Below are 26338 nucleotides of genomic sequence, written 5' to 3' on the forward strand. Positions count from 1 at the left end.
GGTCGCACGCCGCCGCCCGAGGGTGCCGGGCGGGGCGGACCGCGCAATATGGTCGGGGACCGGGAGCGGTACACCAAATCAGCGGGATTTGTCCTGTACGACGGGCTCTGTGGTGGAAAAAGCGCCGGTCACCTGCGGTGTGGCCACCGATTCGTCCAGGGGTCGCGCACACCGGTCCGCCTCGTCGAGCCAGCGGCGGAGTACCCGGTGCACATGCTCGGCCCCGACGAGTTCGGCGCCGTCGGCCGTGGGTGGGGTCAGGTCGCTGGGCCACAGCAGGAAGGGGTGGGTCTGGTCGCCACCGAGCCCGCCGTGCGAGCCGATCTGGTCCTCGAAGGCGTGCACCTCACCGGTGCGCGGGTCGTACGCGGAGTTGACCATGATGTCGGCGGCGTGCGGGAAGCCGTCGGTGCGCAGCACGGCCTCGGCGGCGCCGGGGCCGAAGGGGGTCAGCGGGCTGGTGCCGACGACGTGTCCGGTCTCCAGGTGGTGTTCGCCGCCGTGCGCGCCGAGCACCACCGCCCCGTGCTCGGCCGAGCGGACGAGCAGGAACCCGATCCCCGGGTGTTCGGCCAGGGCGTGCAACAGGGCCGGGTGGCGTCGGTCGATGTCCTCGCGGGTCAGCCGGTGGGGCACGTCGGGGAAGGAGATCAGGCCCAGGTTGCCGGAGCCGAGCACGATGGGCCCCTGCCGGCGCCGGCGCTGCGGCTCGGCGGGCGGGGTCGCCGTCGAGGTGGCGCCCGTGCCGCCGTGCGCAGCGGCGGTCGTCTCGGCGGTCGCCCGGGAAGGCGCCCGGAAAGTCACGTCGGTCGCGGATCGGGTCCCGCCGGGCGCGGGCCCGTGCCCTCTCGGGGTGGCCGGGCCGGAGCGGGCCGCGCTCGCGCCGGGGCGCGCCTGCTCGCGTTCGTGGGTCTCCTCGGGCCGGTGCAGGGCGACGCGGGCCGCCGCCCGCGCCTCGGCGCCGCTGCGGGTACGTTCGGCGCGGCGCGGGACGGGCAGTCCGCAGCCGGCGCGGACCAGGTCCTCCAGGGTCAGTCCGTACTGGGCCGCGAAGGTCTCGCCCGGGGTCTGGCCGTGGTCGGAGAGCAGGACGAAGCGGTAGTCGCGGGGCGCGTGCCGGGCGGCCTTGGCGATCAGCTTGATGCTGCGGTCGAGCCGGCGCAGCACCTGGTGGGTGTCGCGGCTGGCCGGTCCCGAGTGGTGGGCGACCTCGTCGTAGGCGACGAGGTCGGCGTAGACGGCGCGGCGGCCGGCGAGCATGTCGCCGATGACGGCGGCCACCACCACGTCCCGTTCGACGACGGTGGCGAAGGCGCGGATGAAGGGGTAGAGCCCGCCGCGTCGCACTCGGGGGCGCTCGCGGCGCAGCTTGGCGCGGGTGGACTGGCCGATCTCGCGGCAGACCTCGGCGACGAAGGAGCCGGCGGTGCGGCTGGCGTTGGCCGGGTCGGAGAAGTAGGCGAAGTAACCGGCCCGGGAGCGGTTGTGCTTGCCGCGCCGGCCGGCGACGGACAGGACCAGCGCGAGCTGGTCGGCGCCGCCGGTGAACAGGTTGCCTCGGCTGGCGCCGTCCTGGGCGAGCAGCCCCGGGTGGCCGGCGCGGGCGGCGGCGCGGCGCTGGAGTTCGGCGGCGCTGGTGGGCCGGTTGCTGATCATCAGCTCGCCGGTGTCCTTCTCGTACCAGCGGAAGGCGGGCACGTCCTCGTTGGAGCCGTGCAGGATGCCGAGCTGGCTGGAACCGGTCTGGCTGGACCAGTCCGTACGCCACGGGGTGAGGGTGTGGGTGGTGCCCTCCCAGCTGGCGAGGGTGCCCATGAGCGGGGGCCGGGTGCGGCCGTGGCAGCCCGAGGGGCGGTCGCGCAGGGCGGCCCGCAGCGTGTCGTGGCCGATGCCGTCGAGCTGGAGGAAGACCGTGCCGGGCGGGGTGGCCGAGACGCCCGGCCGGCTGGCGCCCGACGCGGGCCGGCCGCGCCAGGGCGGGGCGCCGGCCAGGCCGCCGCGCCGGTGCCTGCGGTAGGCGAGGCGGGCCAGGCGGCGGCGGTAGGCGCCGTCGTCGCGGACGGCCAGGGCCGTGCTGGTCGCGGAGGAGGCGGCCGACATGACGGCGGCGACCACGACGGCGGTCTCCGGTTCCACCGAGCCCCGGCCGTCGGGTATCAGGCTGAGGGCGACCAGCAGCAACGAGCCGTTGAGGAAGAAGACGAGCAGGCCGAGGACGAAGGCGGGCACCAGCAGCAGCGCGCGCACGAGAGCGGGCCAGACCAGCGCGCTGAGCAGGCCGAACGCGCCGGCCCCGGAGGCGGCGGTGATGCTGATCCGGGTAGCGCTGTCACCGTCGGCGGACTGGAGCCGGAAGTCGGGCAGGATGCCGGCGAGGGCGAGCATGGTCAGCGTGCTGACCGCCCACACCGCCGTCACCCGCAACAGGGTGCCGCCCACGGTCTTCCATCGGGGCCACTGCACGCGCTTCCACCTCGTGTTCCCGCCCGCCTGGTACCCGGGCTCGCGGACCAGCCTGTCATGTCGGAGCCGCCGGCGTCGGCCGACGCCGGACCGGGCGCCCGCGCCGGCGACCGGGCGGGCCCACGCGACGGCGGACGCGGCGACCGACACGGGGCGCGCGCCCGATGCGGGGCGGCACAGGCGCGGAGCGCGCCCGGGGGTGGGGAGCGGGGTGGGGGTGTACGGCGGCGGCGGTACGCGGCGGCGCGCTTGGCGGCGGACGGGCGTACGGGGCGGGCGCCCCGCGCGGCGGGCGAGCGCACCGGGCGCGGGGCTCACCCGGCGTGAGGTGGCGCGGGAGGCGAGGCGCGGGGCTCACCCGGCGTCAGGGCGGGCGTGAGGCGGGGCTCACCCGACATCAGGGTGGGAGGCGCGGCCCCATCCCGACGTCGGGGTCGTCGCTAGCCGCGACCTCGCGGCATGAGCGTGGCCGCGCCGGCCGTGGCGAGGACGGCGAGGAGGCCGGCGATGAGGAAGGCCACCCCGTACCCGTGCGCTCCGCCCAGGGAGCTGGCCACGGCGGTCAGGACCGCGATGCCCAGTGCCGTGCTGACCTGGCGGGTGGTGTTGAGCAGCCCGGAGGCCAGACCGGTCAGGGCCGGCTCGACGCTGCTGGTGGCCGCCACGGTGATCGGCGTGAACGCCACGCCCGCGCCCAGGCCGACCAGCAGCAGCGGCACCACGATGGTGGGCAGGTACGCGGTGTCGGGGCCGATCCGGCCCAGCAGCAGGAAGCCCGCGGCGACCAGCGCGAGCCCCAGGCACGCGGTGGGCCGGGTGCCCCAGTGGGTGGTCATCCAGCCGGTGACCCGCGCGCCGACCATCACCGCCAGCGCGGTGGGCAGGAAGCCAAGGCCCGCGTCGGAGGGCGAGTAGTCGAGCACCTCCTGGAGGTAGAGCGAGAGCACCACGGGGCTGGCGAGGTAGCCGACACCCAGGCAGAACATCACGGCGTTGGCGCTGCTGACCGCGCGACGCCCGAAGATCCGCAGCGGCATCAACGGGCTGCGGGCCCAGCGGTGCTGACGTACCACGAACAGCGCGAGCGACAGCAGGGCGGCGGCCACGAACGCCACCGCGCGCGGCACCCCGTCCGGCTCGCCGAAGGCGACGACGCCGTAGACGAGGGCGGCGAGCCCGCCGGTGACCAGGAGCGCCCCGACCACGTCCAGCGGCTCGCGCGGCGCGTCCGTACGCGGCCGGGGGGCGAGCGCGCGCCAGGCGACCACGAGCACCACCACGCCGATGGGCACCTTGACGAGGAAGACCCAGCGCCAGCCGAGCGAGTCGGTCAGCAGCCCGCCGAACACGGTGCCCGCCGCCGCGCCGACCGCCCCGACCATGCTCCACAGGCCCAGCGCGCGGGCCCGCTGGGCGGGTTCGGCGTAGGCGAGGTGGACGATCGTCAGCGTGGTGGGCATCAGCAGCGCGCCGCCGACGCCCTGCACCGCACGGGCGATCACCAGGTGGGCGGGGGCGGTGGCCAGACCGCAGACGAGGCTGGCCACGGTGAAGACGCCGAGCCCGGTGAGGAAGACGACGCGGGTGCCGACCAGATCGGCGAGTCGGCCACCGAGGAGCAGGAAGCCGGCGAAGGCCAGGGTGTAGGCGTTGACGACCCAGCCGACGGACGAGGTGCCGCCGAAGCCCAGCGCGTCGGATATCGGTGGCAGCGCCACCGAGACGATGGTGGCGTCGAGGACGACGAGGAACTGCGCGCTACACGACAGCAGCATCAGCAGCCACGGCGGCGCGTCGCCCCGCGCGCCGGGCCCTGCCGGAGCTCGCGAGGTCCCGCCCCTGGTGAAGACCCGCTGTACGACGCGCGGCGCCATGCCCTCCCCTTTCCACCAACCCCCGAGGCTCAAGTTAGGTAAGGCTAACCTAGCCATTGCGCCCCTTACGGTCATCGCGCCCCCACAGGCGCCGGCCGACCCAGAATTCACCCACCCATGCCCGCCCCGTGACCCGCGCATGACCCCCGCTTGACCCGCCGACGACCCGCAGCCCGCGCCCCGACGCCGACGCCGACGCGCCAGCGAGACGAGGCGCGCGAGGCATGGCCAGTGCCCGGCCGGCCCGGGGGCGTACCGTGCGGCCGGCGCCCAGCCGCACCCACCTCGAACGACGCGACCGGCGCCCCACCCGCCCCGGGACGCGCGGGGCACAGCCGGCGCCCCGCCCGCGCGGGGCCACACGCCCGCGACCACCGCCCGGCCCGCGCACCCCGCGACCGCCGCCCGGCCGGGCGGGCCACGCGGGCCAGCCGCGACGGGGTCGGGCCCGGCCCGGGGTGTGGCCCTCGCCGGGGCGGGGGTCTCCCGGGAGCCGGCCACGGGCCGCCCCGGGCCTGAACTACGCTCGGGTGAGCTGACGCCGGTCAGCGTGCGAGACGGGAGGCCCGGGTGTCGGTGGAGATCACCTGGTGGGGGCATGCCACCGCGACGGTGGTGGACTCCGGGGTCCGCGTGCTGACCGACCCGCTGTTCGCCCAGCGGCTGGCGCATCTGCGCCGGCGGCGCGGGCCGGTGCCGCCGCCCAGCGCGCTGGCCGCCGACATCGCGCTCGTCTCCCATCTGCACGCCGACCACCTGCACCCCGGTTCGCTCGCGCGGCTGGCCCCCGGCACCCGGCTGGTCGTGCCACGGGGCGCGGGGGCGGCCGTGCCGGCGCTGCGGCGGGTGGCGAGCGCGCGCGGCCTGCGCGTCACCGAGGTGCTGCCCGGCGACGAGATCGCCGTCGGCGAGGTACGCGTACGGGCCGTGCCCGCCGCGCACGACGGCCGGCGGCTGCCGTACGGGCGCAGCCGGGCGCCCGCGCTCGGGTACGTCCTGCGCGGCGCGGCCACCACCTACTTCGCGGGGGACACCGGGCTCTTCGACGAGATGCCCTCGGTGGTCGGGCCGTGTGACGTGGCGTTGCTGCCGGTCGGCGGCTGGGGGCCGTACCTGGGGCCGGGGCATCTGGACGCGCGGCGCGCGGCGCAGGCGCTGGTGCGGCTCGGGGCGCCCAGCGCGGTGCCCGTGCACTACGGCACGTTCTGGCCGATCGGTCTGGACGCCGTGCGCCCGCACGAGTTCCACGCGCCGGGTGACGACTTCCTGCGGCACGCGGCCCACCTGGCGCCCCAGGCGGCGGTGCACCCGCTGCGGCACTGCGAGAGCGTGCGCCTGGAGGCCGCTCGGTGATCTCCGAACTCGCCCGTTCCGTACCGCCCGAGTCCACCCAGCAGGCGGTCGGCTACCCCTCGCTGTTCCTGTTGGTGGTGCTGGGCTCGCTGGTGCCGGTGGTCCCCACCGGCGCGGTGGTCAGTTCGGCGGCGGTGGTGGCGATCCACCAGACCTCGCCGCTGGCGCTGCTGGTCGTCTTCGCGCTCGCCTCGCTCGCCGCGTTTCTCGGCGACCTGGCCCTGTACTGGCTCGGCCAGCGCGGGGTGCGCTCCCGCAATGGCTCGCGGTGGCTGGGCCGACTGCGCGAACGGGCGGCGCCGGAGCGGCTCGACCAGGCGCGGGCCAGGCTGGACGAGCACGGTGTCGCCGTCCTCGTGCTGTCCCGGCTGCTGCCGGCGGGGCGGATTCCGGTCATGCTCGCGTGCCTGCTCTCCCACCTGCCGCTGCGCCGGTTCGCGCGCGGTGCGGCCCCGGCGGCGTTGGCCTGGGCGGCCACGTACCAGTTGATCGGCGTCCTGGGTGGCTCCCTGTTCGCCGAGCCGTGGGAGGGCGTGGCCGCCGCGATCGGCCTGGCGCTGGCGGCCACGGTGGCCCCCACGCTCTGGCGCCGCCTGCGCGGCTCCCCGACGACCTAGCCACGGCCCCACCCGGCCGGGCCACCCACGCACCCCCGCCCGGGCCCGGCACACCGACGCACCCCCGCCCGGGCCCGGCACACCCGGGCCACCCCACACAGGTGACGGCACCGGGTGTCGGGCCGCCGGGGTATCGGCTGCCCGCCGCGCAGCCGGCGGCCGGGCGTCCGTACACGCGGAGCCGACAGCACCCCCGCCGCCCCGGTTCGCTCAGCCGCGACCAGCCCTCGCCGACCAGTCGCGACGCCCCCACCGCGCTGGAGGGCCGGCCGGCGGCGCCGACGCGCTGGTACGCGCTCCACGGCACCGGCTGCCGCGTGGCCAGCCCCCCCGTCCCCCGCGCGGGCCACGGCCCGGCCGTCGGCGGTGCGCCCCTCGGCCCGTACGCCCGTCCCGCCGGCTCCGCGTACCGCGTTCACGTCCTGGCGCGGCTCGCGTCGGTCGAGCTGGGAGTGGGTCGGCGCGGGTCCGGTGGCCGTGGCCACCCGAGCGCGCGGGACCACCGGGGCGCCGAACGCGCCCGCGCCCGCCCACCACCGCCCCGGGCGGGCCCGGTCCCGCCCGCGCCGGTCCAACGAGGGGGCGGCCGGGGCGCGTTGGCCCGGCCGCCCTCCTTCGCCGCACGCCGCCCACCCCGGTGTGGCGCACTCCGCCCCCGCGTGCCCCGGCTCACCGGGGGGGGGCGGCCTCGGCGGGGGCGCCGGGAGGGGCGCGCCCCGCGTCGCTGTCAGTGGTGGCCGGTCCTCACCGGCACAGCGCGGTGTCCACCAGGGCCCGGACGTCGTGGGGGCCCTGCGCCACCTGCGCCCGGTCGGCGGTCACGGCCACGGAGACGGCCCGGCCCCGGTCGGTGACGCCGAGGCTGGTCTGGTAGCCGGGGATGTCGCCGCCGTGGCCCCACGACAGACCACCGCAGCTGAGCGGCGTGCTGATGACGCCGAGCCCGTACCGGGCGCCGGGCCACAGCTTGCCCTCGGTGGGAACCGTGGTCCGCATCTGGGCCAGCTGCGCGGGGGCCAGGAGCCGGCCGCCGAACAGCGCGGTGAAGAAGCGGTTCAGATCGGCGGGGCTGGAGATGAGCTGCCCGGCGGCCCAGCCCCAGGAGGGGTCGATCTCGGTGACGTCCCGCAGCGGCGCGCCGGGCCGCTCGGCGAAGTAGCCCCGGGGGTGGGCCCCGCGCACGCGCTCGTCACCCACACCGGGGAAGTAGGTGTCGCGCAGCCCGAGGCGGTCGATGATCCGTCGGGTGAGCTGCTCGGCCAGCGGGCGGCCGGTGACCTTCTCGATGATCAGGCCGGCGAGCGTGTAGTTGGTGTTGCTGTACTCCCAGCCGGCGCCGGGCGCGAAGCTCGCCCTGTGGGCCAGGCCCAGGTCGAGCGTGGTGCGCGGCTGGACGTAGGTGTGCCGGTCGGCGCCGGTGATGTCGCCGAGGTAGGGGACGTAGTCGGGCAGCCCGCTGGTGTGTTGGAGGAGTTGGCGGACGGTGATGCGGCGCCCGTCGATGCCCTCGCCGCGTACCAGGCCCGGCAGGTAGCGCTCCACGGGCGCGTCCAGGGCCACCTTGCCCTCGCCGACCAGTTGGAGCACGACGACGGCGGTGAACGTCTTGGTGTTGCTGCCGGCCCGCACCCGCCCGTCGAGCGGCACCTTGGCCCCGGTCCGCAGGTCGGCGACTCCGGTGGCGTAGTCGCGGACGCGGCCGTCGGGTTCGGTGGTGGCGGCCAGCGCGGCGGGGTAGTGGTCCGCGCGGACCAGGTGGTCCAGGCCCTGGCGGACGACGTCGCCGGAGCCCCGGTCGGCGGCGGCCGACGTGGGCAGCGTCCCGCCGACGGCCAGAGCCGCGGCGAGCACCCCCACGACGGCGAGCGCGCGCCGCCGGCGGGCGGGGGCGGATCGGGTACGCGGTGGGCGGGATCGCGTGGTCACGGAAGGAACCTCCTGGTCACACCCTGTCGGGTGGGTGGTGGGAGCGATGTACGAACGGGATCGGCGGGCAGGGCGGGGGTGGCGCGTCGGGGCCGGTCAGCGGGCCGGCCGACGCGTGTCAGCGCATCCGGGTCGCGGTGACCTGGTGCAGGTGGAGCACGATGTCGTAGCCACGGGCGAGCCGGGTGGGCTCGTACTCGGCCGCCGGCCACGAGGCACCGATGCTGCGGACCGGGCGGGTGGCGGACAGCCAGTCGCGGGCGGTGCCGGAGGCGGTGCGGGTGTCCAGGTAGAAGTCCCCCCGGGCCACCCGCTCCAGGGTCCGCTCCCCGCTGCCCGGCTTCGACGGGCCCAGCGTGACGGGACGGTAGACCTTGTCCGGGTCCCGCGGGTCGACGGCGTTGAAGGCGCCCCGCCCGAAGGTGAAGCCGAGGTTGACATACCGCCCGCCCAGCCGCTCACGCAGGAACTGGCCCTGGGTCACCGGCTGGTACTCCGGTGCGGCCGACTCGCCGGCCACATGGGTGTTGTGGGCCGACAGGAACACCCGCTGGCCGGTGTGCCGCTGCCACCACAGCGTGTTGGCCGCCATCGCCTGGTCGCGGTAGCGCATCGCGGCGGGGGCGTCGTTGACCAGGTCGTGCCCGTACAGGGTGCCCACCTGGGCGATGGACCTGGCGTGTTGGAGGACGAGGGCGTGCGCGGCGCGGTCCGCCGGCGGGCGCTGACGTTCCAGGAGGGCGAGCACGGACCGTACGTCGTCCCGCGCCCGGGCTCGCTCGGGGAGCGGTGCCACCTTCCACCGTTCCATCGTCTCGTTCATGCCCGCGGTCGGCCGCGAGGCCGCGTACCGGCGCTCGACGGTGGGCAGCAGGGCCGAATAGTGCTGGCCGACGTACGCGGTGACCTTGTCGAAGAGTTCGGGCCCGGCGTAGGCCACGTCGTCGCCGACGACGCGCAGTTGCCGGTCGTGGGTGCGGTTCCAGTTCCGCATCCAGCGGAACAGGTCGGCCATCTCCTCGGTGTTCCACAGGGCGCCGCCGTTCTGGAACTCCTCGTCCATGAGGGTCGCGAGGTCGCCCCCGCCGCCCCGGACCCAGGCGTCCAGCCGCTGGCCGGCGCTCCACTGGATCTCGAAGGCGAAGGTGGTGAACCCCTGGTGCTCGGCCAGGTAGCGGAAGAGGCGGTGTTTGGTGGTGACGAACTCGCCGGAGCCGTGGGTGGCCTCGCCGACGCCGACGACCAACGCGTCGGCGACCATCCGGCCCAGCGGGCGCAGGTCGCCGTCGAAGGGGGCGCCCGCCTGGGTGGAGCGCAGCGGATGGTCGATACGGGCCAACGCCCGGGCCGGGTCGGCGGGCCGGGTGTCGGCGCTGGCCGCCGCCTCGACGGCCGGGGCGGCGGCCAGGCACAGCGCCAACGGCATGGCCGACAGCAGTCGGTGCGCGCGCCGCCTGGCCGCGGAACGGTGACCGGTGGCGGTGGAGCGCGGGGTGCCGTGGGTGTCCGGCGTCTTGGGTGATCGCATACCCGCAGGCTAGGAAGATCCGACCGGGCGGCACATCGGCTACGGGCACGAGGCCCCGGGGCCTGTCGGCGCCGCCACCACGGGGAGGAGGGTCCCGCGTACGGCCCGTCCGCTGGGACCAGGGTCCCGCCCGTGCCCCGTGCGGTGACGCGCGGACGACCGGGCGTTCACGGAGGTCAGTCGAGGGTGAGCGCGTACTCCACCTGGGCAAGCGGGTGGCCGTCGCCGTAGTCGAAGTCGCGGACGCGGCCCGACTCGGTGAAGCCGTGCTTGGCGTAGAAGCGGCGCGACTGGGGCGTGTCGCGCAGCGTCCACAGGTCGATCCGCCGCGCCCCGGTCTCGCGGATCGCGGTCAGCGTGGCCGCCATCAGGGCCCCCGCGACGCCACTGCCCCAGCCGTCCGGGTGGCCGTAGAAGCCGAAGAGTTCCACCGCGTCCGGGCCCGCCGCCTCCTTTGGCGCCGAGGGGCCGAAGTAGGAGAACGCCAGTGGCCGCCCGTCCGAGGCGCCGAGCAGGGCCGTGTTCCGGCACTGCCGGGTGAGGACGTCGTGCCACTTGGTGCGGCGGCTGCGCAGCGCCTCCGCGAAGAAGTCCGGGGCGAAGAAGCCGGCGTAGGCGGCACGCCACGACGCGGCGTGGATCTCTCCTATGACATCGCCGGCGTCGGAAGTGGCGGTGGTGACCGTGAAGTTCGCGCTCATCGGGCCACCGTACGGGGCACGGGGCGCGGGCGTACCGGCCGGCGGCCGTACGCCGCTGGGATGAGGTCCCGTCCCGGCGGGCGGGCCCCCGAGCCGCCCGGCCGGGCGGCGCACGCGCGCCGACGCGGCGGGACGGGCCCGGGTTCCGCGCGTCAACCGCCGGTCGCCCGTCGGCGGTGGCGGGTCAGCCCGCGGTCGCTGGCGGAACTCCTCCACGCGGGGTAGCGGGTCGGTCCCGAGGGTTGATCCCCTAGGTGGGCGCGTCACGTCAGGATCGCGCCATGGCTCTGAGGTTCCCGCACACACCCCCGCCCGTCAGTGACACCGCGCGGCCCACTCCCCGCTGGGCGGTACGCCTGGCCTACGCGCTGCCGCTGCTCCTGCTGCCGTCGTGTCTGTGGCGGCTGCCGTTCGCCTGGCACTTCGAGATGGGCCAGATCCAGGAGGGGGGCATGCCGCCCGCCTGGATCTCGGTCCCGTACGTCCTCGCGCTCAGCGCGCTGAGCGAGCTGACCGCGATCCTGACCATCGGGCTGGTACGGGGGTGGGGCGAGGTGACGCCGGCCTGGCTGCCGTGGATCGGCGGCAGGCGCGTCCGGCCGCTGGCCGCTGTCGTCCCCGCCCTGGTCGGCGGGGCGATCCTCACCGCGCTGTTCACCAGCCTGCCGCTCGGCGACGGCCGCCAACTCACCGTGTACGGCGTCATCGACGGCGTCGGCTACTCCCACGACGCCTGGCGGACGCTCGCGGCGGTCTGTATCGCGCCGACCGCCGTGTGGGGGCCGATCACCATCGTCCTGGCCCTCGCCTACCACCGCCGGCGCCGGGCGGAGCGCCCCACGGCGGGGTGACCGGCCTCCCGCGTGCCGCGGGGACGCCAGCCCGTACGCCTCCCCCACCGTGCCCCAGCACCGGCCCGGGCCCCGGCCCGCCGCGTGCCCCGGCTCCCTCGCGACGGGCGTCGGGCGCGCCGTCGGTCAGGGCGCGGCCAGCACGCGTGAGCCTCCCACCGGCAGGTCCCACAGGTCCTCCCGCGCGCGCCCGGTCGCCGCCCACGCGGCCCGCACCCGGTGGAGCGGCTCCACCGGCGGCTCGGCCGAGAGCAGGAACGTCGCCCAGTGCATCGGCGCCAGCCGGCGGGCCCCGAGGTCACCGAGCGCGCGAACCGCCTCCTCCGGGTCGGTGTGGACCGGGTGCAGCATCCATCGCGGGTCGTACGCCCCGATCGGCAGCATCGCCAGGTCGATGCCGGGGTAGCGGTCGCCGATCTCGGTGAACCAGTGGCCGTAGCCGGTGTCACCGGCGAAGTAGACCCGGTGCGGCGGCCCGTCGTCCGCGCCGCGCGGGGCGGTGAGCACCCAGCCGCCCCACAGCGAGCGGCAGGTGTCGGTGAGGCCGCGCTTGCTCCAGTGGTGGGCGGGCACGAAGTCGAAGCGGACCGCGCCGCCCTCGGGTGCGGGCAGCTCCGCCGCCTCCCACCAGTCGAGTTCGGTCACATGGGTGAAGCCACGGCGGCGGCACCAGGCGGCGAGCCCGGCCGGCACCAGCAGCGGGGTGGCGCGGGGCAGCCGCCGGAGGGTGGGCGCGTCCAGGTGGTCGTAGTGGTTGTGGCTGATCACGACGGCGTCCACGCGCGGCAGGTCCTCCCAGCGCACGCCCACCGGCGTCAACCGGGCCGGGGTGCCGAGGATCCTCCGGGACCAGACGGGGTCGGTCAGCACGGTCAGCCCGCCCACCCGGATCACCCAACTGGCGTGCCCCGCCCAGGTGACCGCCACCGCGCCGGCCTCGGGAACGGGCAACGGTCCGGGCGCGAACGGCAGCTCCGGAACGGTCCGCAGGGCCGCGCCCGAGGGCCGCAGCAGCCCTTCACGGGCCACCCTGGCCAGCGCGCGCACACCGGGCAGCGGGGCGGTCAGCCGGTGCGCGAACGTCCGAGGCCAGCGGCGTGCCTCGCCCAGCGGGCGGGGCGTCGGCAGCGCGCGGGGGCCCGGGTTGGCACGCGGCCGGTGCGGGGCGTGCGGACGGCTCGGGCCCCGGAGGCCGGCGTCCGTACGGGACCACTCGGTCTGGTCGGTCATCGGCAAGGCTCCCATCGGTGAACGAGCGGGCTCGGGTACGGCCCCACCCGCTCTCCCACAGCTACCCCGCCCGGACCGCCACCCGACGGGCCCACCCGGCCCGAGGCGGACGGGCCGGCGGCGGCGCCACACCGTGCGGTAGGGCGGCCACCGCGCGGGACGGACGGGGCCGGGCCTGTGGGCGGCGGTCGAGGGGAGGGCCGCGGGTGGGCTGAGGAACGGGTGGAGGCCGGTCGGGGCGGGGGAAACCGGTCGGGGGTGGCGGGGAGGCAGTGGGGCGCGGCCGGGGCCGGTACGGGCGGGTCAGCCGGCCGCCAGCTCGCCGAAGGCCGACTCGAGAAGGGTCAACGCCGCGCGGGCGTGCGGGGATTCCATCGGGTCGGGCGCCGCCAGCGCGGCCAGCCGCTGGGCGTCGTCGGCGCCGAGCAGCGGGAGCGTGGACAGCCGGACGCGGAGGGCGTCGGGGTCGTCGCCGAACCGGTGGCCGCCGGGCACCGGCCGCCCCAGTCGCCGGCTGAGGTGACGTTCGAGGTCGAACGCGTCGGTGATGCCCCGGGCGGCGAGCGGCGAGCGCAGCTCGGCCAGGTCGGCGTACAGGTGGTGGCCCGCGCGCGGTGGGCGGGCCAGCACGCCGAGCGCGCTCAGCCGGTCGTGGGCGGCGGTGCCGACGGCGCCGTAGGCGCGGGCTGCGGCGGCCGTGCGGGCCCGTACCGGTGCCGGCTCGCCCAGCGCGTACCGGGCCGCCGAGGCCACCGGGGTCGCGAGCTGCCCGCGCACGGCGGCCAGCGCGGCCAGCAGCCCGGGGCGCGCCGCCGCCCCTCGCGCGGAGTCGGGCAGCCGGGCGACGGCGGCGGGCCAGCCCGGCGGGGCGAGGGCGCCACCGAGATCGGCCAGCACCACCACCCGCTCCGGCACCATCTCGGCCGGGCTGACCACGACGGACTCCCCCGGCGAAGCCGGCCCCGACCAGTCCGCGCGCCGCCCGGGGGGCGCGGGGTGGCCGACCGTCGGGGCGGGCGGAGCCGCTGCCGGGGGCCGGTCCGGGCCGGTTGGCCCGTCGGCCGTGGGGTGGACGGTGTCGCGCCAGGTCTCGTCGCTGACGATGAGCAGGTCCTCCGCCTCGGCGGCCTCGCACACCTCGTGCAGCAGCTCGGGCGGCGCGACCGTGCCGGTCGGGTCGTCGGCCACCGCGAGCAGTAGGACGCGCGGGTCGCCGCCCTCGGCGCGGACCCGGCGCACGGTCTCCAGGAGCGCGAACGGATCGGGTACGCCACCACAGGGGGCCGGCGCCGGCGCGTGGTAGGAGGGGCGGCCGGCGAGTCGGGCCAGCGGCGCGTACCAGGGGGCCGACGGGCGCGTCAGCAGGACGTCGCCGCCGGTGACCGCGAGCAGCGCCAGCAGCAGGGGCTGTGCCCCGGGCCCGGCCAGCACCTGGTCGGGGGCCGTGGGCAGGCCCCGCCGCGCCCAGTACCCGCAGGCCGCGCGGCGCAGCTCCGGCGCGCCACCGACCGGCTCCGGTCCGCCACGGTCGGTGGCGGTGGCCAGCTCGGCGGCCAGCTCGGGCAGCGGGGGCAGCGCGGCCTCCGCCGCCCAGGGGTCCCCGGTGCGCTGGGGGGCCGGGGCGGGCCGCTGCATCGGTACCTCCGTCGGCGGGCGGGGTGGGCGGGCAAGGACCGGCCACAGCTTCGTACGGACAGTCGCGGACAACCGCAGACAACTATGGACAGCTTTCGATATCACTGCCACCTTCGCAGATCGCCCGCCCGGCGTGACGGGCCGACACGTGGGGCGGGGTTCCTCGCGTTTGTCAGCCGGGCGCGCGGGCACTCGGCTGGTGCCCGGCACGGCGGTGACCGGCGCGGCCGGGCGCTGGCTGGTGCGGCGGCGGGCGGTAGCACGGAGCGCGGGAGAAGGAAGGGAAAGGGGGCGTCATGGTGACCAGGTCCGAGGGACGGGACGCCCTGGAGATGCTGGAGAGCGACCACCGACGCGTGGAGGGGCTGCTCGTCGCGTTCCGTGAGAGTTCCGACCCCGAGCAGCGGCTGGCGCTGGTCGAGCGGGTGACCGTGGCGGTGGTGGCGCACACGGTGGCCGAGGAGGAGTACCTGTATCCGGTGGTCCGCGCGGAACTGTTCGACGGGGACGCGCTCGCCGACGCCGACCTGCGCCACCAGGCGGCCGTGGAGGCCACCCTCAACGAGCTCGACGGTCTGGACCCGGCCAACGAGCGCTTCGACGACCTGGTGAGCCGGCTGGCCGACGAGCTCGCCACGCACAGCCGGTTCGCCGACGAGGTCCTCCTCCCCGGGCTGCGGCAGCGGCTGAGCGCGGAGCGGCGCGTGGAGCTCGGCCGACACCTGATGGCGGCCAAGCGCGGCGCGCCCACCCATCCGCACCCCGAGGCGCCGGACAAGCCGCCGCTGAACAAGCTGGTCAACCCCGGGATCGGGCTCGTGGACCGGGTGCGGGACTGGTTGTCCGACCGAACGTGAGGAGTTGCTCCTCCAGCCCGCGCCCCCGGCTGCGCACCACGGTCTCGGCGAGCTCGGCCAGCTTGCGCTGGGAGCGCTGCGACATCCGGCGCAGCAGGTCGAAGGCGGCCGGCGCGTCGCGGCCCGTGATGTGCATGAGGATGCCGCACGCCTGGTCCACCACGGGGCGGGTGCGCAGCGCGGTGTCCAACTGGTCCACCTCGACGAGCGCGGCCCGGTAGCGCCTGGCGCACACCAGGTTGGCGACGGTCAGGTCGCCGAGCAGTTCGACGCGCTCCCGGTCGGCGGGGCCGAGGACCCCCGGGCGCAGGCCGTACAGGGTGATGGTGACGTCCAGCCCGTCGTACGCGAAGGGCAGCGTGAGGCTGGTGCGTACGCCGACCGCCAGGGCGTCGGCCCGGTAGTGCGGCCAGCGGCGCTCGCGTAGCAGGTCCTCCGCGACGCTGGGGCGTCCGGTGCGCAGCGCGGCGGGGATCGGGCCCTCGCCCCGGGAGAGTTGCGCGGCGACCAGGGCGGACAGGTCGGGGTGGGTGGCGGCCGTCAGCCGCTGCTCCACCTCCACGGCGACCACCTCGGCCTCGTCGGGCGCGGCGGAGGTGACGGGTGTGTCGGGCGTGCCGGGCACGGAGCGGGGGTCGGGTGCGTCGCGGGGGTCGGGTGTGGCCGGGTACGTCTGTGGTGCCGGGTGGGGGGCGGGGTGGTTCGCGGGGGCCGGCCGGTGCGCGGGCAGGCGGGTGCGGGGGAGGCGGTCGGCCGCCTCCGGGCGCGGGGTGTGGCCCGCGTCGGGCCCGCTCGGGGCCGCCACGTCGCGGGCGGCGACGGCGGTGACGGTGACTCCGCAACCGCCGGGGGTGTGCGCGGCGGCCTGCTCGGCGAGCCGGGTCAGCTCGCGGTCGAACCCGGCCCCGGCGTCCGACGGGACGACGGCGAGGGGGATGGCGGCGGGCGAGCGGGGCGGGGTGGGTACACGGTCGGGCATGTCGCGGGCTTCCTTGTCCGGTTCCTCGGGCTGGCGGTGGTCGCTTCCCGGTCCTCACCCTCGTTCGGCTGCCCGGGGGTGAGACCCGGGAAACGGGCGGGTGAACGGCGAACGGGCGGGCGCGTCCCGTCGGCGGGGCCGGGTCCGGGGCGGGGTCGGGGCGAGCGGCACAGCGGTTAGCGTGTGGCCATGACAGAGGGTGTGCACGAGGAGTTCAGCGAGGAACTCACGGACTTCCGCCGGCGGGTCGCGGAGTTGCGTGGCGTCCGGGCGCTGCCGGCGGCCGAACGGCTCGGGGCGCTGGACGCGGCGTTGGTGGAGCTCCAGCACGCGGCGGACGTGTTGTGGCCGCGCTTCGAGCAAGGGTCACCGCCGCAGGGCGAGGGGCGCGCGAGCGCCCAGGAGCAGCGGCTGTTGCGGGCCCTGTTCCAGCGACTGCCGGTGGCGGTCGCGCTGGTGGACCGGGAGGCGGTCGTCCGGCGGATGAACCTCGCCGCCACCGAGCTCTTCGGTACGCGCGCCGGGTACGCCACCGGTCGTACGCTCACCGGCTGGTTCCGACCCGACAGCCGGGCCGCGCTGCGCTCGCAGATAGCGGCGGTCGCGCGCGGTGAGGGCGGGCGCGTCCTGCTGACGCGCGTGCCGCGCGGTGCGCACGCGCGGGCGGCGGGTCCGGCCCGGGCGGCGGCCGCGGGGGGGGGGGGGGGGGCCCCCCGGGGGGGGGGGGGGGGCCGGCCCAGCCCCTGCCTGGTGGTCGGCTGGTCGGGTGACATCATCCAGGCCCGCGACCGCGCCGAGGAAGCCAGCAATGGCCGGGCGGGTCGGGGGCGTCGGCGAAGCCGGGGAGGTCGGCGGAGGCGGCGCGGTGGACGGGGGGCGGGATGTCCTCGCGGATGGCTCGGACGGGGTGTGGGTGACACTGGGGGCGATACACCCGCCGGACGAGCGGCGGCTGGCCGTCCTCGCGGTGTTCCAACCCGCGGACGCCGACGGCACACCAAGCGCCCCCGCGCCGGCCGCCTTCACCCTCGGCGCCCACCTCGCGCCGCCCACGCCCGACCTGGCCGAGGTCTCGCGCCGGACGGAGGTACTCGACGCGGTGGACGCCGTGGCCACGGCACTGCTCGGCGCGGAACCGACCGCCACCCCGGCGGCGGTCGCCGCGCACGCGGCCCACGCCCTGCGGCGGCACCTCGCCGACTGGGTGATCATCGACTGGACGGACCGGGCGCCCACCACCCCGACGACCAGTCACGCACCCGACGCACCCGCGACCAGGCCCCCGGCCTCCCCCAGCGCCGACGCGCTCCCCCACGCCGCCGCCCCCACCGGGACCAACCCCCCGCCGCCCGAACCCGCCGACCCGGCCCGCACCCCCACGGCGGTGGCCGCTCCCGCGTCCGAACCCGCCGCCTCGGCTGCACCCGTCACCCCGACCGACGCCGACACGCCGGTCAGCGCGGAGGTGGGCACGGACACCGACCCGGAGGTGAGCACAGGCGCCGACCCGGAGGTGAGCACAGGCGCCGGCCCGGAGGTGAGCACGGACGCCGACCCGGAGGTGAGCACGGGCGCCGGCCCGGAGGTGGGCGCGGAAGCCCGCCCGAGGGCTGGCGCGGGGGGCGCGCCGCGTCGGCTCGTGGTGCGTGGCCCGGACGGCCGAGGCGAGCTGGTGTCGGCCGTGGCCGCGCGCGAGCCGGCCGACTCCCCACTGGTGGCCGCCGTCGTACGCACCGGAGCCTCGGCGCTCCAAGTGCGCCCCGAGGACGTCGGGGCCTTCGGACTGGACGCCGAGGGGGCGCCGGTGTTGGTGTCCGCCGAGGTGACCTCGTTGCTGTGCGTACCGCTGCGGGTGGCGGCCGACGGGCCGGTGCGCGGCGCGCTCACCCTGTTCCGGACCGGCGCGCGACGCGCCTTCGAGATGGCCGAGGCGGGGGCCGTCGACCGAACGGCCCGTCACCTCGCCCTCGCGCTGGACCGCGCGGCGCGCCCCACCGCCACGGCCGCGAGCCCGACCGGTCCGCTCGGCGCGGCGCGCTGAACCGTCAGCCGGCCGCCTGGCCCGGTGCGCCCCAGCGCGCCGGGCGCGCCGGGCGCGGGGTGGGGGCCCGGTGCGAGGGCGTGGGACGGGGGCGCGGGCGCTCACGCCGCGTCGGCCATCACCCGGCGGCCGATGCGGGTGCAGGTGCGGTTGATGAGGCGGGAGACGTGCATCTGGGACATGCCGAGCTGGTCGGCGATCCGGCTTTGCGTCATGTCGCAGAAGAACCGCAGGTAGAGGATGCGGCGTTCGCGTTCGGGCAGGTCGTGCAGCTTGTCCTTGACGGCCTCGCGGTCCACGACGCGGTCGTAGTCGGGCTCGGGGGCGCCGAGCGTGTCCACCAGCGAGTAGCCGTCGGCGGCGGTGGTCAGTTCCGCGTCGAGGGAGAGCGCGGCGAACGTGTCGAGGGCGCCCATGCCGGTGCGTACCTCGTCCTCGGTCAGCCCGGTGTGCTGGACGATGTCCGCCACCGACGGGCGTCGGCCGTCGGGGGTGCGGGTCAGTTCCTGGATGGCGGCCCGCACCTTCTGGCGTAGCTCCTGCACCCGGCGCGGCACGTGCAGGCTCCACAGGTGGTCCCGGAAGTGCCGCTTGACCTCGCCGACGATGGTGGGCACGGCGTAGCTCTCGAAGGCCGACCCCCGGCCCGAGTCGTACCGGTTGACGGCCTTGACCAGGCCGAGCAGCGCGACCTGCTTCAGGTCCTCGCTGTTCTCGCCCCGGTTGCGGTAGGTGGTGGCGATGCGTTCGGCCATCGGCATCCAGGCGCAGATCACGCGCTGGCGCAGGTCGTCCTTCTCCGGGCCGTCGGGCAGTTCGTCGATGCGCCGGAACTCCGCCGAGGTGTCCGGGGCGTCGTCGTGCGGGTGCCGCCTACGTGCGCGTACGGACGTCATGTTCCGCTCCCTTGGTCGGTGGCATCTGCCGCGCCGTGGGGGACGGCGGGCGGGAATGTCGTCGCGGGAGGGGGCGTACGCGGACCGGAGTGGCCCACACGGGCAGCCAGTGCCTCCCGCGAGTGTGCCTCCGGTCCGAAGCACAGTTCGTCGGGTGCCCGAGGGTCGGCGGGGGCAAACCCCGCCGGTTACGGGCAGTCGTCTGGTACGGGCCGTCGAGCGGGGTGTTCCGTACGACGAAGCCCCCCGATTGGCGCACACACGTCGGAGCAACTATCGAGGGAGTCGGGGCACACATGACCTGTCCGACAGCGCCACACCCGACACACACCCACCCCCGGCCCGCGCCACTCCCCCACACCCCCACGAACGCCCCGCCCCGGCGCCAGCCCCGACACACCCGGCCGCGCCCGGGCACCCGAGCACGGGAACCGGCACGGCCCGAGCACACCCCCACCCACCCCCGTCCCCACGCACACCCCCACACCACGCACACGGAAAGGGACTTCACATGCGAGTCGCGTTTCTCACCGCGCCCGAGGGCGTCGAGCAGGTCGAACTGACCGATCCCTGGGAGGCCGTGCGGGCCGCCGGCGGCACCCCGTCGCTGCTGTCCACGGCGGCCGGCGAGGTCCAGGCGTTCCACCACCTCGACAAGGCCGACACCTTTCCGGTGGACCAGCTGGTCAGCGAGGTCAGCATCGAGGAGTTCGACGGTCTGGTGCTGCCCGGCGGGGTGGCCAACCCGGACGCGCTACGGCAGGACGCGGGAGCGGTGGGCTTCGTGCGGGACTTCTTCGCGGCGGGCAAGCCGGTCGCGGCGATCTGTCACGCCCCGTGGACCCTGGTCGAGGCCGACGTCGTCCGGGGCCGCACCCTCACCTCGTATCCCAGCCTGCGCACCGACGTGCGCAACGCCGGGGGGCGGTGGGTGGACGAGGAGGTGGTGGTCTGCTCGGACGGGCCCAACGTGCTCGTCACCAGCCGCAAGCCGGATGACCTGTCCGCCTTCGACGCGGCGTTCCTCGCGGAGTTCGCCCACGTCTCGGGGGGCCGGTAGCGGCTCGACCCGGCGGCCGGGGCCCGCCGGGGTGGGTGAACTCCGCGACCGGTCGGGGCCGCCTGGCGCCGCGTCACCCCGAGGCTGCGTCACCCCGAGGCCGCCTCGCCCCGAGGCTGGGGCCAGCCCAGCCGGGGCTGGTCCGGCGCTCAAGGACTCAGCACCCGCGGCCGGGGGCGGGCCGGCCTGGCGCTGGGGCACCCGGGCGTGAGGTACCGGGGCTAACGCACCTGGACCTGGCGCGGGTGGCTCGGGGCGGGTGGCTTGAGGCGGGACCGCCTGGATCGGAGCCGTTCAGGTCCGGTGCGGGTGCTCGGGCCCGAGGCCGCTCAGGCCCGAGGCCGCTCGGACCCGCGCGACCGCTCAGGATTCCCGGCCGAGCAGGGACAGCAGCCTCTGCTGGGCGTCGGCGCCGGGCGGCGGGGTGAGCGGCGGGGCGAACAGCCCGGTCCCGACCAGGTCGGCCGCGTAGGGCGCGACTTCCTGGGCGGCGAAGTCGACCAGCTCCGCGGGCAACCGTTCGTCCGCGCCGATCGCGCGGGACAGGTCCCAGGCGTGGACGACGGCGTCCATCGTCATCTGCGAGCAGTAGCCGAGGGCGCTGCCGGGACCCGATGACAGGTGGACGGTCCGCGCCAGCGCGCCGGGCTCGGCGAACGCGGCGAGCGCCCCGGCCGCCGCGTCGTCCCAGGCCGCCACGGGATCCGTGCCCAACTGGTCGCCGTCGAAGCGGGTGCCCTGGTCCGCGAGGGTGGAGCCCTCGCGGACCAGGGGCGGCACCCAGAGCTGTTCGGCGGTCAGGTGGTTGACCAGGTCCCGCACGGACCAGTCGGCGCAGGGCGTGGGCGCGTCCCACTGGTCGGGGCCGATGGCGTGCACCCGCGCGGTGAAGAGTTCGATGGCCTCGCGGTGTCGCTGGGCCACCCGGTGTTCCTCGCTCGTCTCAGCCATACGCCCCATTGTCCCCACGCCGCCGCCCACCCGCCCGCGCACGGCGCCGAGCGAAGCGACGGGGGCGGCGGGAGCGGGGGGCCGGCGCGGCGCGGGGGTCGCGGGGCGGTACGGGCGCGGCGTACGGGTCGGGCCGCCGCGTGCCGCCTGACGGGACCTATCAGGACGTACCGTGCCCGTCGGGGCCTACGCTGGCGGGCGCTGGGTAGGCGGGGCAGCTGTGGCGCGGCCACCCGTGGAACAAGGCGAAGGAGTGACGCATGGCAGGTCAGGGCGGGCGACGGGACAGGGCACGCGGGGCGTGGGTGCGCGACGGGGTGCGGGGCATAGCCGCCGCGCTGCCGTCGCGCACGCGGACGGGCGCGGGGCCCTCGTTCTGGCCACGGCCGGCGGCCGGCGGGGCCACCACGGCGGTGTTCGCCCCCGCGGCGGGCCGCCCCGGCGTCGGGGACCACTGGCTGGTCGGGCTCGACAAGCGGGTCTTCCACGCGGTGGCCTCCCGACACTGGCCGGGCGCGGAGAGAGTGCTGCCCCGGCTGAGCCACGGCGCCAACCACGGCCGGCTGTGGCTAGCCCTCGCGGCGGGGATGGCGGCGACCGGTCACCGGCCGACCCGCCGGGCGGCGGTGCGCGGGGTGGCCTCCTTCACGCTGGCGTCGCTGACGGTGAACACCGTGGCCAAGCGGTCGGTGCGGCGCGCCAGGCCGCTGGTGCACGCGGTGCCGATGATGCGCCGGCTGCGCCGCCAGCCCATCACCACCTCCTTCCCCTCCGGGCACTCCGCGTCGGCCGCCGCCTTCGCGGTCGGCGTGGCCCTGGAGTCGCCGCGCTGGGGCGCCGTGGTGGCGCCGATCGCGGCGTCGGTGGCGTTCTCCCGCGTCTACACCGGCGCGCACTATCCCAGTGACGTCATCGTGGGCGCGGCCATCGGGGCGGGCGCGGCGCTGGCCGTACGCGGCCTGGTGCCGACGCGGGCGCAGTTGCCGTCCGCCGCGCGTCCGCGTACGGACGCGCCGGCACTGCCGGACGGTCGGGGCCTGATCGTGGTGGCCAACTCGGGTTCGGGCGCCACCAGTGTGTGGCCGCCCCGGGCCGACCCGTTGGACCCGATCCGCGAGGCGCTGCCCGAGGCCGAGTTCTGGACCTTCACACCCGACCCGGAGCCCGACCTGGTTCCGGAGGAGAAGGCGCGGACACGGGCCGACTCCCCCGATTCCGCCGCGCCGCGCGCCGAACCCCCGTCGCTGGACGAGCTGTTGGAGAAGGCCGCGCGCCGGGCCGCCGAGGTCGGCGGGGCGCTGGGGGTGTGCGGCGGCGACGGCACGGTCAGCGCGGCGGCCACGGTGGCCGCGCGCGAGGGCCTGCCGCTGGCGGTGCTGCCCGGGGGGACGCTCAACCACTTCGCGTACGACCTGGGTCTGGAGACGGTGGCGGACACCTGCCGGGCGGTGACCTCGGGTGAGGCGGTCGCCGTGGACCTGGCCCGGTTCACCGCCGACGGCTCGACGACGCCCACGCACTACGTCAACACCTTCAGCATCGGCTGCTACCCGGAGATGGTGCGCATCCGCGAGCGCTGGTCCGGGCGCGTGGGCGGCTGGGCGGCCGAGGTACTGGCCGCCGCCCAGGTGCTGCGTACCTCCGAACCGCTGGACCTGGTAGTCAACGGCAAACGCCGCTCGGTGTGGATGCTCTTCGCGGGCAACTGCTCCTACCGTGGCCTGGGTTCGGCCCCCGCCAGCCGGCACGACCTGGCCGACGGCCTGCTGGACGTACGCATCGTCCATGGCGGCCGACTGCCCCGCGCCCGCCTGCTGTCGGCCGCGCTGCTCGGCGTCTTCCGCCGCTCCCCCGTCCACGCGGAGGCCCGGCTGCGACGGCTGCGCGTGGACGGCATCCCCGAAGGCACCGACCTGGCCTACGACGGCGAGATCGCCCGCGCCCCGCACGGCCTGACCCTGGACAAGGAGAACGAAGCGCTCCGCGTCTACCGCCCCCTGGAGGGCTGAGCTTCTCGCCACTCGGCCGACCCTCGCAGGAGCCGCCCCGCCCCCAGGGCAACCCACAGGACCGGCCCCCGGCCGTCAAACGCCCAGCGCCCCACGCACCGCGACCAGGCCCCGTGAACCCGCCCCCCAGCAACCAGCCGGGTTCACGGGGCCCGTCAACGCCCTCCCCGCGTGCGTACTCGGCTCCGAAGGCTGGCTTCCTGTGGCACTCCCACGAGGGGAGTGAGGTGACATACGGGTGACGGCCGTGTGGCAGGGCCCGGTGGCGAAGTCCACGGCCGTGGAGCCCCCGCACGTCGAGCCCGGCACCGTACGCGCGACGGCGTGGGCGGCGGGCACCGGCCCCACGTCCGCCCCGCACCAGACCGCACACGGTCCCGACGCACCCGCCCGCGACAGTGGCCGAATGCATGTTCTTGCTACTCCGGTTTGATTCCCTATAGAAAGGTCGACGCCGCGAGATCAAACCGATCAGCCCTTGACCACACGACAAGGGCGAGAAGGGGAATACCTCTTGCTTGGTTTATCGAGAGACAGGCACATGCTGTCTCGCTTTTGCATCGGAATGACGGCTCTGTCGCTACTCGGCTCCGGGGTAGCTGTCGCCAGTGAGAAATCCGTGGCGACCCTGGACCCCAACGCCCCACCGTCCTCGCGCCCGGCGGCAGGACCAGAAAGGGAGAACCGGGCCGGACACCGGCCCGAGTCGGGTAAGAATCCGCAGGCCGGGCCGAACTCCACACAGGTCGGCGGCGTCTGGCAAGTCGACCGGACCACGGCCAAACTGAGCAACACCGTCACCGATCGGGACGGCGACAAGGCGACCCTGACATTCGAGGTGTGGACGACCAATGCCAACGGCTCCCCGAAGGCCAAGGTCAAGCTCAAGGACGATGAGCACGGCGTACTCGTGTCGGGTTACGTGGCCTCGGGAAAGTCCGCTGAGGTCACGGTTCCCTCAGGCAAGTTGAAGCCAGGCGTCACCTACACATTCCACACCTCCGGCTTCGACGGTGGCCTGTACGAGACCGAGTGGTCCCCCTGGGCCAAGTTCAAGATCCGCAACCGAGTGGTGGACATCAAGCTTCCCGAACCCGACAAGAACGCGCCAACTCTCAATCAGGACGCTCACCAGAAGCCGCAGAAAATCGCCCCACCAGAAACAGTGCCGGTACCGCCCGGCACCCGCTCCGCCAGTCACAGCCCTTCGGACGGGTGGAGTTGCGGCGAACCCAACGAGCCGACAGGAATTCCCTCGTGCTCACGACTGGTGTCGGACAACAGCAAGAGGACGCGTGACGCGCTCACCAGGGGAACAGGACAGGCCAAGGCCCCGCTGCCCCACCTGGTCGACTGGTGCGCCGACCTCAGCGGTTCCCACATCAAGCGGTACGAGACGTGCGTAGCCAGCCTGAACTACGAGTACGAGTTCCCCATCGTCAAGGACGGAAAGCCCACCGGTGAGATCGCGAACGCCACGTGGGCTGTTGGCCAGGAAGTGAAGCTTTCGAAAGACTCGGCCACCATCGACCAACAGCTCACCATCGTCCCGGTGTCGATGGACCCAGAGGTCATATCAGCAACGCTGGACGTAGGATTCGACTGCCTTCTCGCTGATCGGTGCGCCAAAGGTCCAGAGTCGTGGGACGGAGCCCTGGAATGGGTCAGCGTGAATCCGTTCTCGCATTCGGCGATCGGCAGGGTCCACCACACCTGGAACGCGGCGAACACGTCCGATAGGCTCGATCTATCCACCCAGATCACCACCTACTCGCCAGCGGCCCTTCCATCTGCCACGCGCTGGACAGCGAAGGATGCTCAGATCCGCTGCGACACCATATCCGCCACGAAACCAGGCTGCGTGTTCCACACGTACATACCGACGTGGGTGATGAACTTCAACAAGACGTCCCCCGCCGTCGCGCACGCGTGGCTAATCCAGTCCAAGCTCTCCAATCACCCGGGCAGCAAGAGGGAAAACAAGCCGATGTTCTTCCTGCCGACCGCTGCCAAGAACGTTCACGGTCGCGACCCGGACGACAATCGGAAGGTCATCTGCCCCCCGGGGTGGGCAGCCAAGTCCGGCCATCCGGATGCCACGGCGGTCACAGATATCTCCTCAGGCGACGTGGCGTCATGCGACGAGTACGCCTACGCCTCCAGCTATAACTCGGGCGGCATGCCGAGCGCGCTAGGGGGCAAAAACCACGTCGCCTCGGGCAATGAGTGCACTCAGACCTATGCCACACGCGTAAAGAAGGGCGAATGGCATCTGTACGACGACGAGCGTACGGCAGCCCCGAAATGGGGAGCAGCGGTCTGTGGGCGCTCTGCCATGTCCAATTGGATCAACGGCACTTCGATGGGTGGCGCGTTCAGCTCGGGTTTCTCCACGAAGTATCGTCTACTGGATCACGACCCCTATTGGGTGGACTTCCCCCAGTTCTCACACTGTGACGCCAGCAAGAATACGGTGACCTGCACAGTCCCCAAGCCGTAAGGACATTCATGGGGCCCGACAGGACCGACTCCTGTCGGGCCCCATGACGTCTAGCGAGGGCCGTGCAAGAGAGTCCTTATCTCCGCAGCCGGAGGGTCATCTCGCGGGTCCACCCACGTCAGTCCGCCGGACACGGTGAGGGCCGGCCATTTGTACTCATCCCTACGCCCGTCCGGCTCGATGAGACAGCGACCCTGTTCGATGGCGTCGGCGAACGCCGTGAGCCAGGCTCCCAGCGGCCATCCCGAAGTGAACGTCGGAATGGGCTCCGGTTCCTCGTCCGCCGCCCATCGGCCGAGATTGCCGTGGGACGGCTCGTTCGGGCGGGCGTCGACGTAGCGGCCATACCGCATGTCCCCAGGGGTGGACGAGATCGGGATACGCCCCGGCTCGCGCTCCCAGTCGCGAGTGTGGACCACGTAGTCACTCTCCACCTGGCTCAGCCGATACCACCCCTGCCCTCCGGGCAGGAACCCGGCTGGCCACCAGCTCTTCCCCTCCTCCGGGTCGTCGATGCCGTCATGCAGCCCGTACCACGCCCGCAGCGCGGGCGGGAACACCAGGCCGGTCGACCTCTCCACGGCGTCGATGTCGGCGCCACCAGCCCCGGGGCGCAGCAGGGCGGCCGACGCCGGAGCATGGGCGCGCAACCACCCCTCCACCCGTGCCCAGGCGGCGGCGACCAACGCCGCCGACTCCTCTGCGTTCGGTTCACCTGTCACACCCTCACCGTAGGGGTGGGAGTGGGGGTGCCGGGCGGGCGGTGTCGTCATCCCGCCACGGCTCCGGCCTGTCCCGCGCGGCCCGCCTGTCGCCCATATAGCAAGACGCCACTCTCGCAGAGCGAGACAGGCGCGTACGGTGCGG

General features: G+C 75.3%; 19 protein-coding genes and 1 pseudogene. 9 read left to right on the forward strand and 11 right to left on the reverse strand.

The window, feature by feature from the left end; translation table 11 throughout:
- Positions 1–78: 78 nt before the first annotated feature.
- Both ACFVFR_RS03295 and ACFVFR_RS03300 read right to left on the reverse strand, forming a co-directional pair.
- Positions 79–2463 (reverse strand): alkaline phosphatase family protein, encoded by a 2385-nt coding sequence (locus ACFVFR_RS03295; RefSeq protein ID WP_383697615.1) that lies wholly within the window; start codon positions 2461–2463, stop codon positions 79–81.
- Positions 2464–2903: 440 nt separating this feature from the next.
- Positions 2904–4337, reverse strand: a complete 1434-nt coding sequence (locus ACFVFR_RS03300; RefSeq protein ID WP_383697617.1) for an MFS transporter — start codon at positions 4335–4337, stop codon at positions 2904–2906.
- 570 nt (positions 4338–4907) lie between these two features.
- On the opposite strand from ACFVFR_RS03300, the gene ACFVFR_RS03305 reads away from it, so the two are divergent.
- Complete coding sequence (locus tag ACFVFR_RS03305; protein WP_383697619.1) at positions 4908–5690, forward strand: MBL fold metallo-hydrolase; 783 nt, start codon at positions 4908–4910, stop codon at positions 5688–5690.
- Positions 5687–6307 carry a DedA family protein gene (locus ACFVFR_RS03310; RefSeq protein WP_383697621.1) on the forward strand — a complete coding sequence of 207 codons (621 nt, stop codon included), beginning with the start codon at positions 5687–5689 and terminating at the stop codon, positions 6305–6307. Before ACFVFR_RS03305 ends, ACFVFR_RS03310 begins: the two co-directional genes overlap by 4 nt.
- A 744-nt stretch (positions 6308–7051) precedes the next feature.
- Here ACFVFR_RS03310 and ACFVFR_RS03315 read toward each other — a convergent pair.
- The 3 genes from ACFVFR_RS03315 to ACFVFR_RS03325 all read right to left on the reverse strand — a co-directional run bounded on the left by ACFVFR_RS03315 (position 7052) and on the right by ACFVFR_RS03325 (position 10462).
- Positions 7052–8233 (reverse strand): serine hydrolase domain-containing protein, encoded by a 1182-nt coding sequence (locus ACFVFR_RS03315; RefSeq protein WP_383697623.1) that lies wholly within the window; start codon positions 8231–8233, stop codon positions 7052–7054.
- Between the two features lie 118 nt (positions 8234–8351).
- Positions 8352–9761, reverse strand: coding sequence for an erythromycin esterase family protein (locus ACFVFR_RS03320; RefSeq protein ID WP_383697625.1), 1410 nt, complete (start codon positions 9759–9761; stop codon positions 8352–8354).
- A 176-nt stretch (positions 9762–9937) separates the two neighbouring features.
- The gene (locus ACFVFR_RS03325) at positions 9938–10462 is read right to left on the reverse strand and encodes a GNAT family N-acetyltransferase (protein WP_383697627.1); all 525 of its coding nucleotides are present in this window, start codon (positions 10460–10462) and stop codon (positions 9938–9940) included.
- 281 nt (positions 10463–10743) lie between these two features.
- Between ACFVFR_RS03325 and ACFVFR_RS03330 the strand changes: the two genes are divergently transcribed.
- On the forward strand, positions 10744–11313 hold the full coding sequence (locus ACFVFR_RS03330; RefSeq protein ID WP_383697629.1) for a hypothetical protein: 570 nt from the start codon (positions 10744–10746) through the stop codon (positions 11311–11313).
- 126 nt (positions 11314–11439) lie between these two features.
- Here the strand turns inward: ACFVFR_RS03330 and ACFVFR_RS03335 are convergent, their stop codons facing one another.
- Together ACFVFR_RS03335 and ACFVFR_RS03340 are read right to left on the reverse strand one after the other, a co-directional pair.
- Complete coding sequence (locus ACFVFR_RS03335; protein WP_383697631.1) at positions 11440–12543, reverse strand: MBL fold metallo-hydrolase; 1104 nt, start codon at positions 12541–12543, stop codon at positions 11440–11442.
- 303 nt (positions 12544–12846) lie between these two features.
- On the reverse strand, positions 12847–14178 hold the full coding sequence (locus ACFVFR_RS03340; protein ID WP_383697632.1) for an aminotransferase class I/II-fold pyridoxal phosphate-dependent enzyme: 1332 nt from the start codon (positions 14176–14178) through the stop codon (positions 12847–12849).
- A 296-nt stretch (positions 14179–14474) separates the two neighbouring features.
- On the opposite strand from ACFVFR_RS03340, the gene ACFVFR_RS03345 reads away from it, so the two are divergent.
- A complete protein-coding gene (locus ACFVFR_RS03345; protein ID WP_383697634.1) occupies positions 14475–15035 on the forward strand; it encodes a hemerythrin domain-containing protein in 561 nt (186 codons plus the stop codon).
- Here the strand turns inward: ACFVFR_RS03345 and ACFVFR_RS03350 are convergent.
- Positions 14977–16014, reverse strand: a complete 1038-nt coding sequence (locus tag ACFVFR_RS03350) for an ANTAR domain-containing protein (RefSeq protein ID WP_383697635.1) — start codon at positions 16012–16014, stop codon at positions 14977–14979. The two genes, ACFVFR_RS03345 and ACFVFR_RS03350, sit on opposite strands and share 59 nt — an antisense overlap.
- Before the next feature lie 189 nt (positions 16015–16203).
- Here ACFVFR_RS03350 and ACFVFR_RS03355 point away from each other — a divergent pair.
- Both ACFVFR_RS03355 and ACFVFR_RS03360 read left to right on the forward strand, forming a co-directional pair.
- Positions 16204–16572 (forward strand): annotated as a pseudogene (locus ACFVFR_RS03355) (PAS domain-containing protein); the annotation flags it as partial.
- A 250-nt stretch (positions 16573–16822) separates the two neighbouring features.
- Positions 16823–18055 carry a hypothetical protein gene (locus ACFVFR_RS03360; protein ID WP_383697636.1) on the forward strand — a complete coding sequence of 411 codons (1233 nt, stop codon included), beginning with the start codon at positions 16823–16825 and terminating at the stop codon, positions 18053–18055.
- A 101-nt stretch (positions 18056–18156) separates the two neighbouring features.
- Here the strand turns inward: ACFVFR_RS03360 and ACFVFR_RS03365 are convergent, their stop codons facing one another.
- Positions 18157–18951 (reverse strand): SigB/SigF/SigG family RNA polymerase sigma factor, encoded by a 795-nt coding sequence (locus ACFVFR_RS03365; RefSeq protein ID WP_383697638.1) that lies wholly within the window; start codon positions 18949–18951, stop codon positions 18157–18159.
- A 511-nt stretch (positions 18952–19462) separates the two neighbouring features.
- Between ACFVFR_RS03365 and ACFVFR_RS03370 the strand changes: the two genes are divergently transcribed.
- Positions 19463–20011: a type 1 glutamine amidotransferase domain-containing protein gene (locus ACFVFR_RS03370; RefSeq protein ID WP_383697640.1), complete on the forward strand. Its 549-nt coding sequence runs from the start codon at positions 19463–19465 to the stop codon at positions 20009–20011.
- A gap of 363 nt (positions 20012–20374) precedes the next feature.
- Here the strand turns inward: ACFVFR_RS03370 and ACFVFR_RS03375 are convergent, their stop codons facing one another.
- Positions 20375–20962 (reverse strand): TIGR03086 family metal-binding protein, encoded by a 588-nt coding sequence (locus ACFVFR_RS03375; RefSeq protein WP_383697642.1) that lies wholly within the window; start codon positions 20960–20962, stop codon positions 20375–20377.
- A gap of 260 nt (positions 20963–21222) precedes the next feature.
- Here ACFVFR_RS03375 and ACFVFR_RS03380 point away from each other — a divergent pair, with 260 nt between their 5' ends.
- Complete coding sequence (locus ACFVFR_RS03380) at positions 21223–22971, forward strand: bifunctional phosphatase PAP2/diacylglycerol kinase family protein (RefSeq protein WP_383697644.1); 1749 nt, start codon at positions 21223–21225, stop codon at positions 22969–22971.
- Positions 22972–23590: 619 nt separating this feature from the next.
- A complete protein-coding gene (locus ACFVFR_RS03385) occupies positions 23591–25471 on the forward strand; it encodes a hypothetical protein (RefSeq protein WP_383697646.1) in 1881 nt (626 codons plus the stop codon).
- Positions 25472–25521: 50 nt separating this feature from the next.
- On the opposite strand, the gene ACFVFR_RS03390 is transcribed toward ACFVFR_RS03385, so the two are convergent.
- Entirely contained in the window at positions 25522–26193 is a 672-nt protein-coding gene (locus ACFVFR_RS03390) for an SMI1/KNR4 family protein (protein ID WP_383697648.1), read from the reverse strand.
- Between the last annotated feature and the right edge of the window lie 145 nt (positions 26194–26338).

This window comes from Streptomyces sp. NPDC057702, assembly GCF_042799315.1.
In the GTDB taxonomy this organism is placed as follows: Bacteria; Actinomycetota; Actinomycetes; order Streptomycetales; family Streptomycetaceae; genus Streptomyces.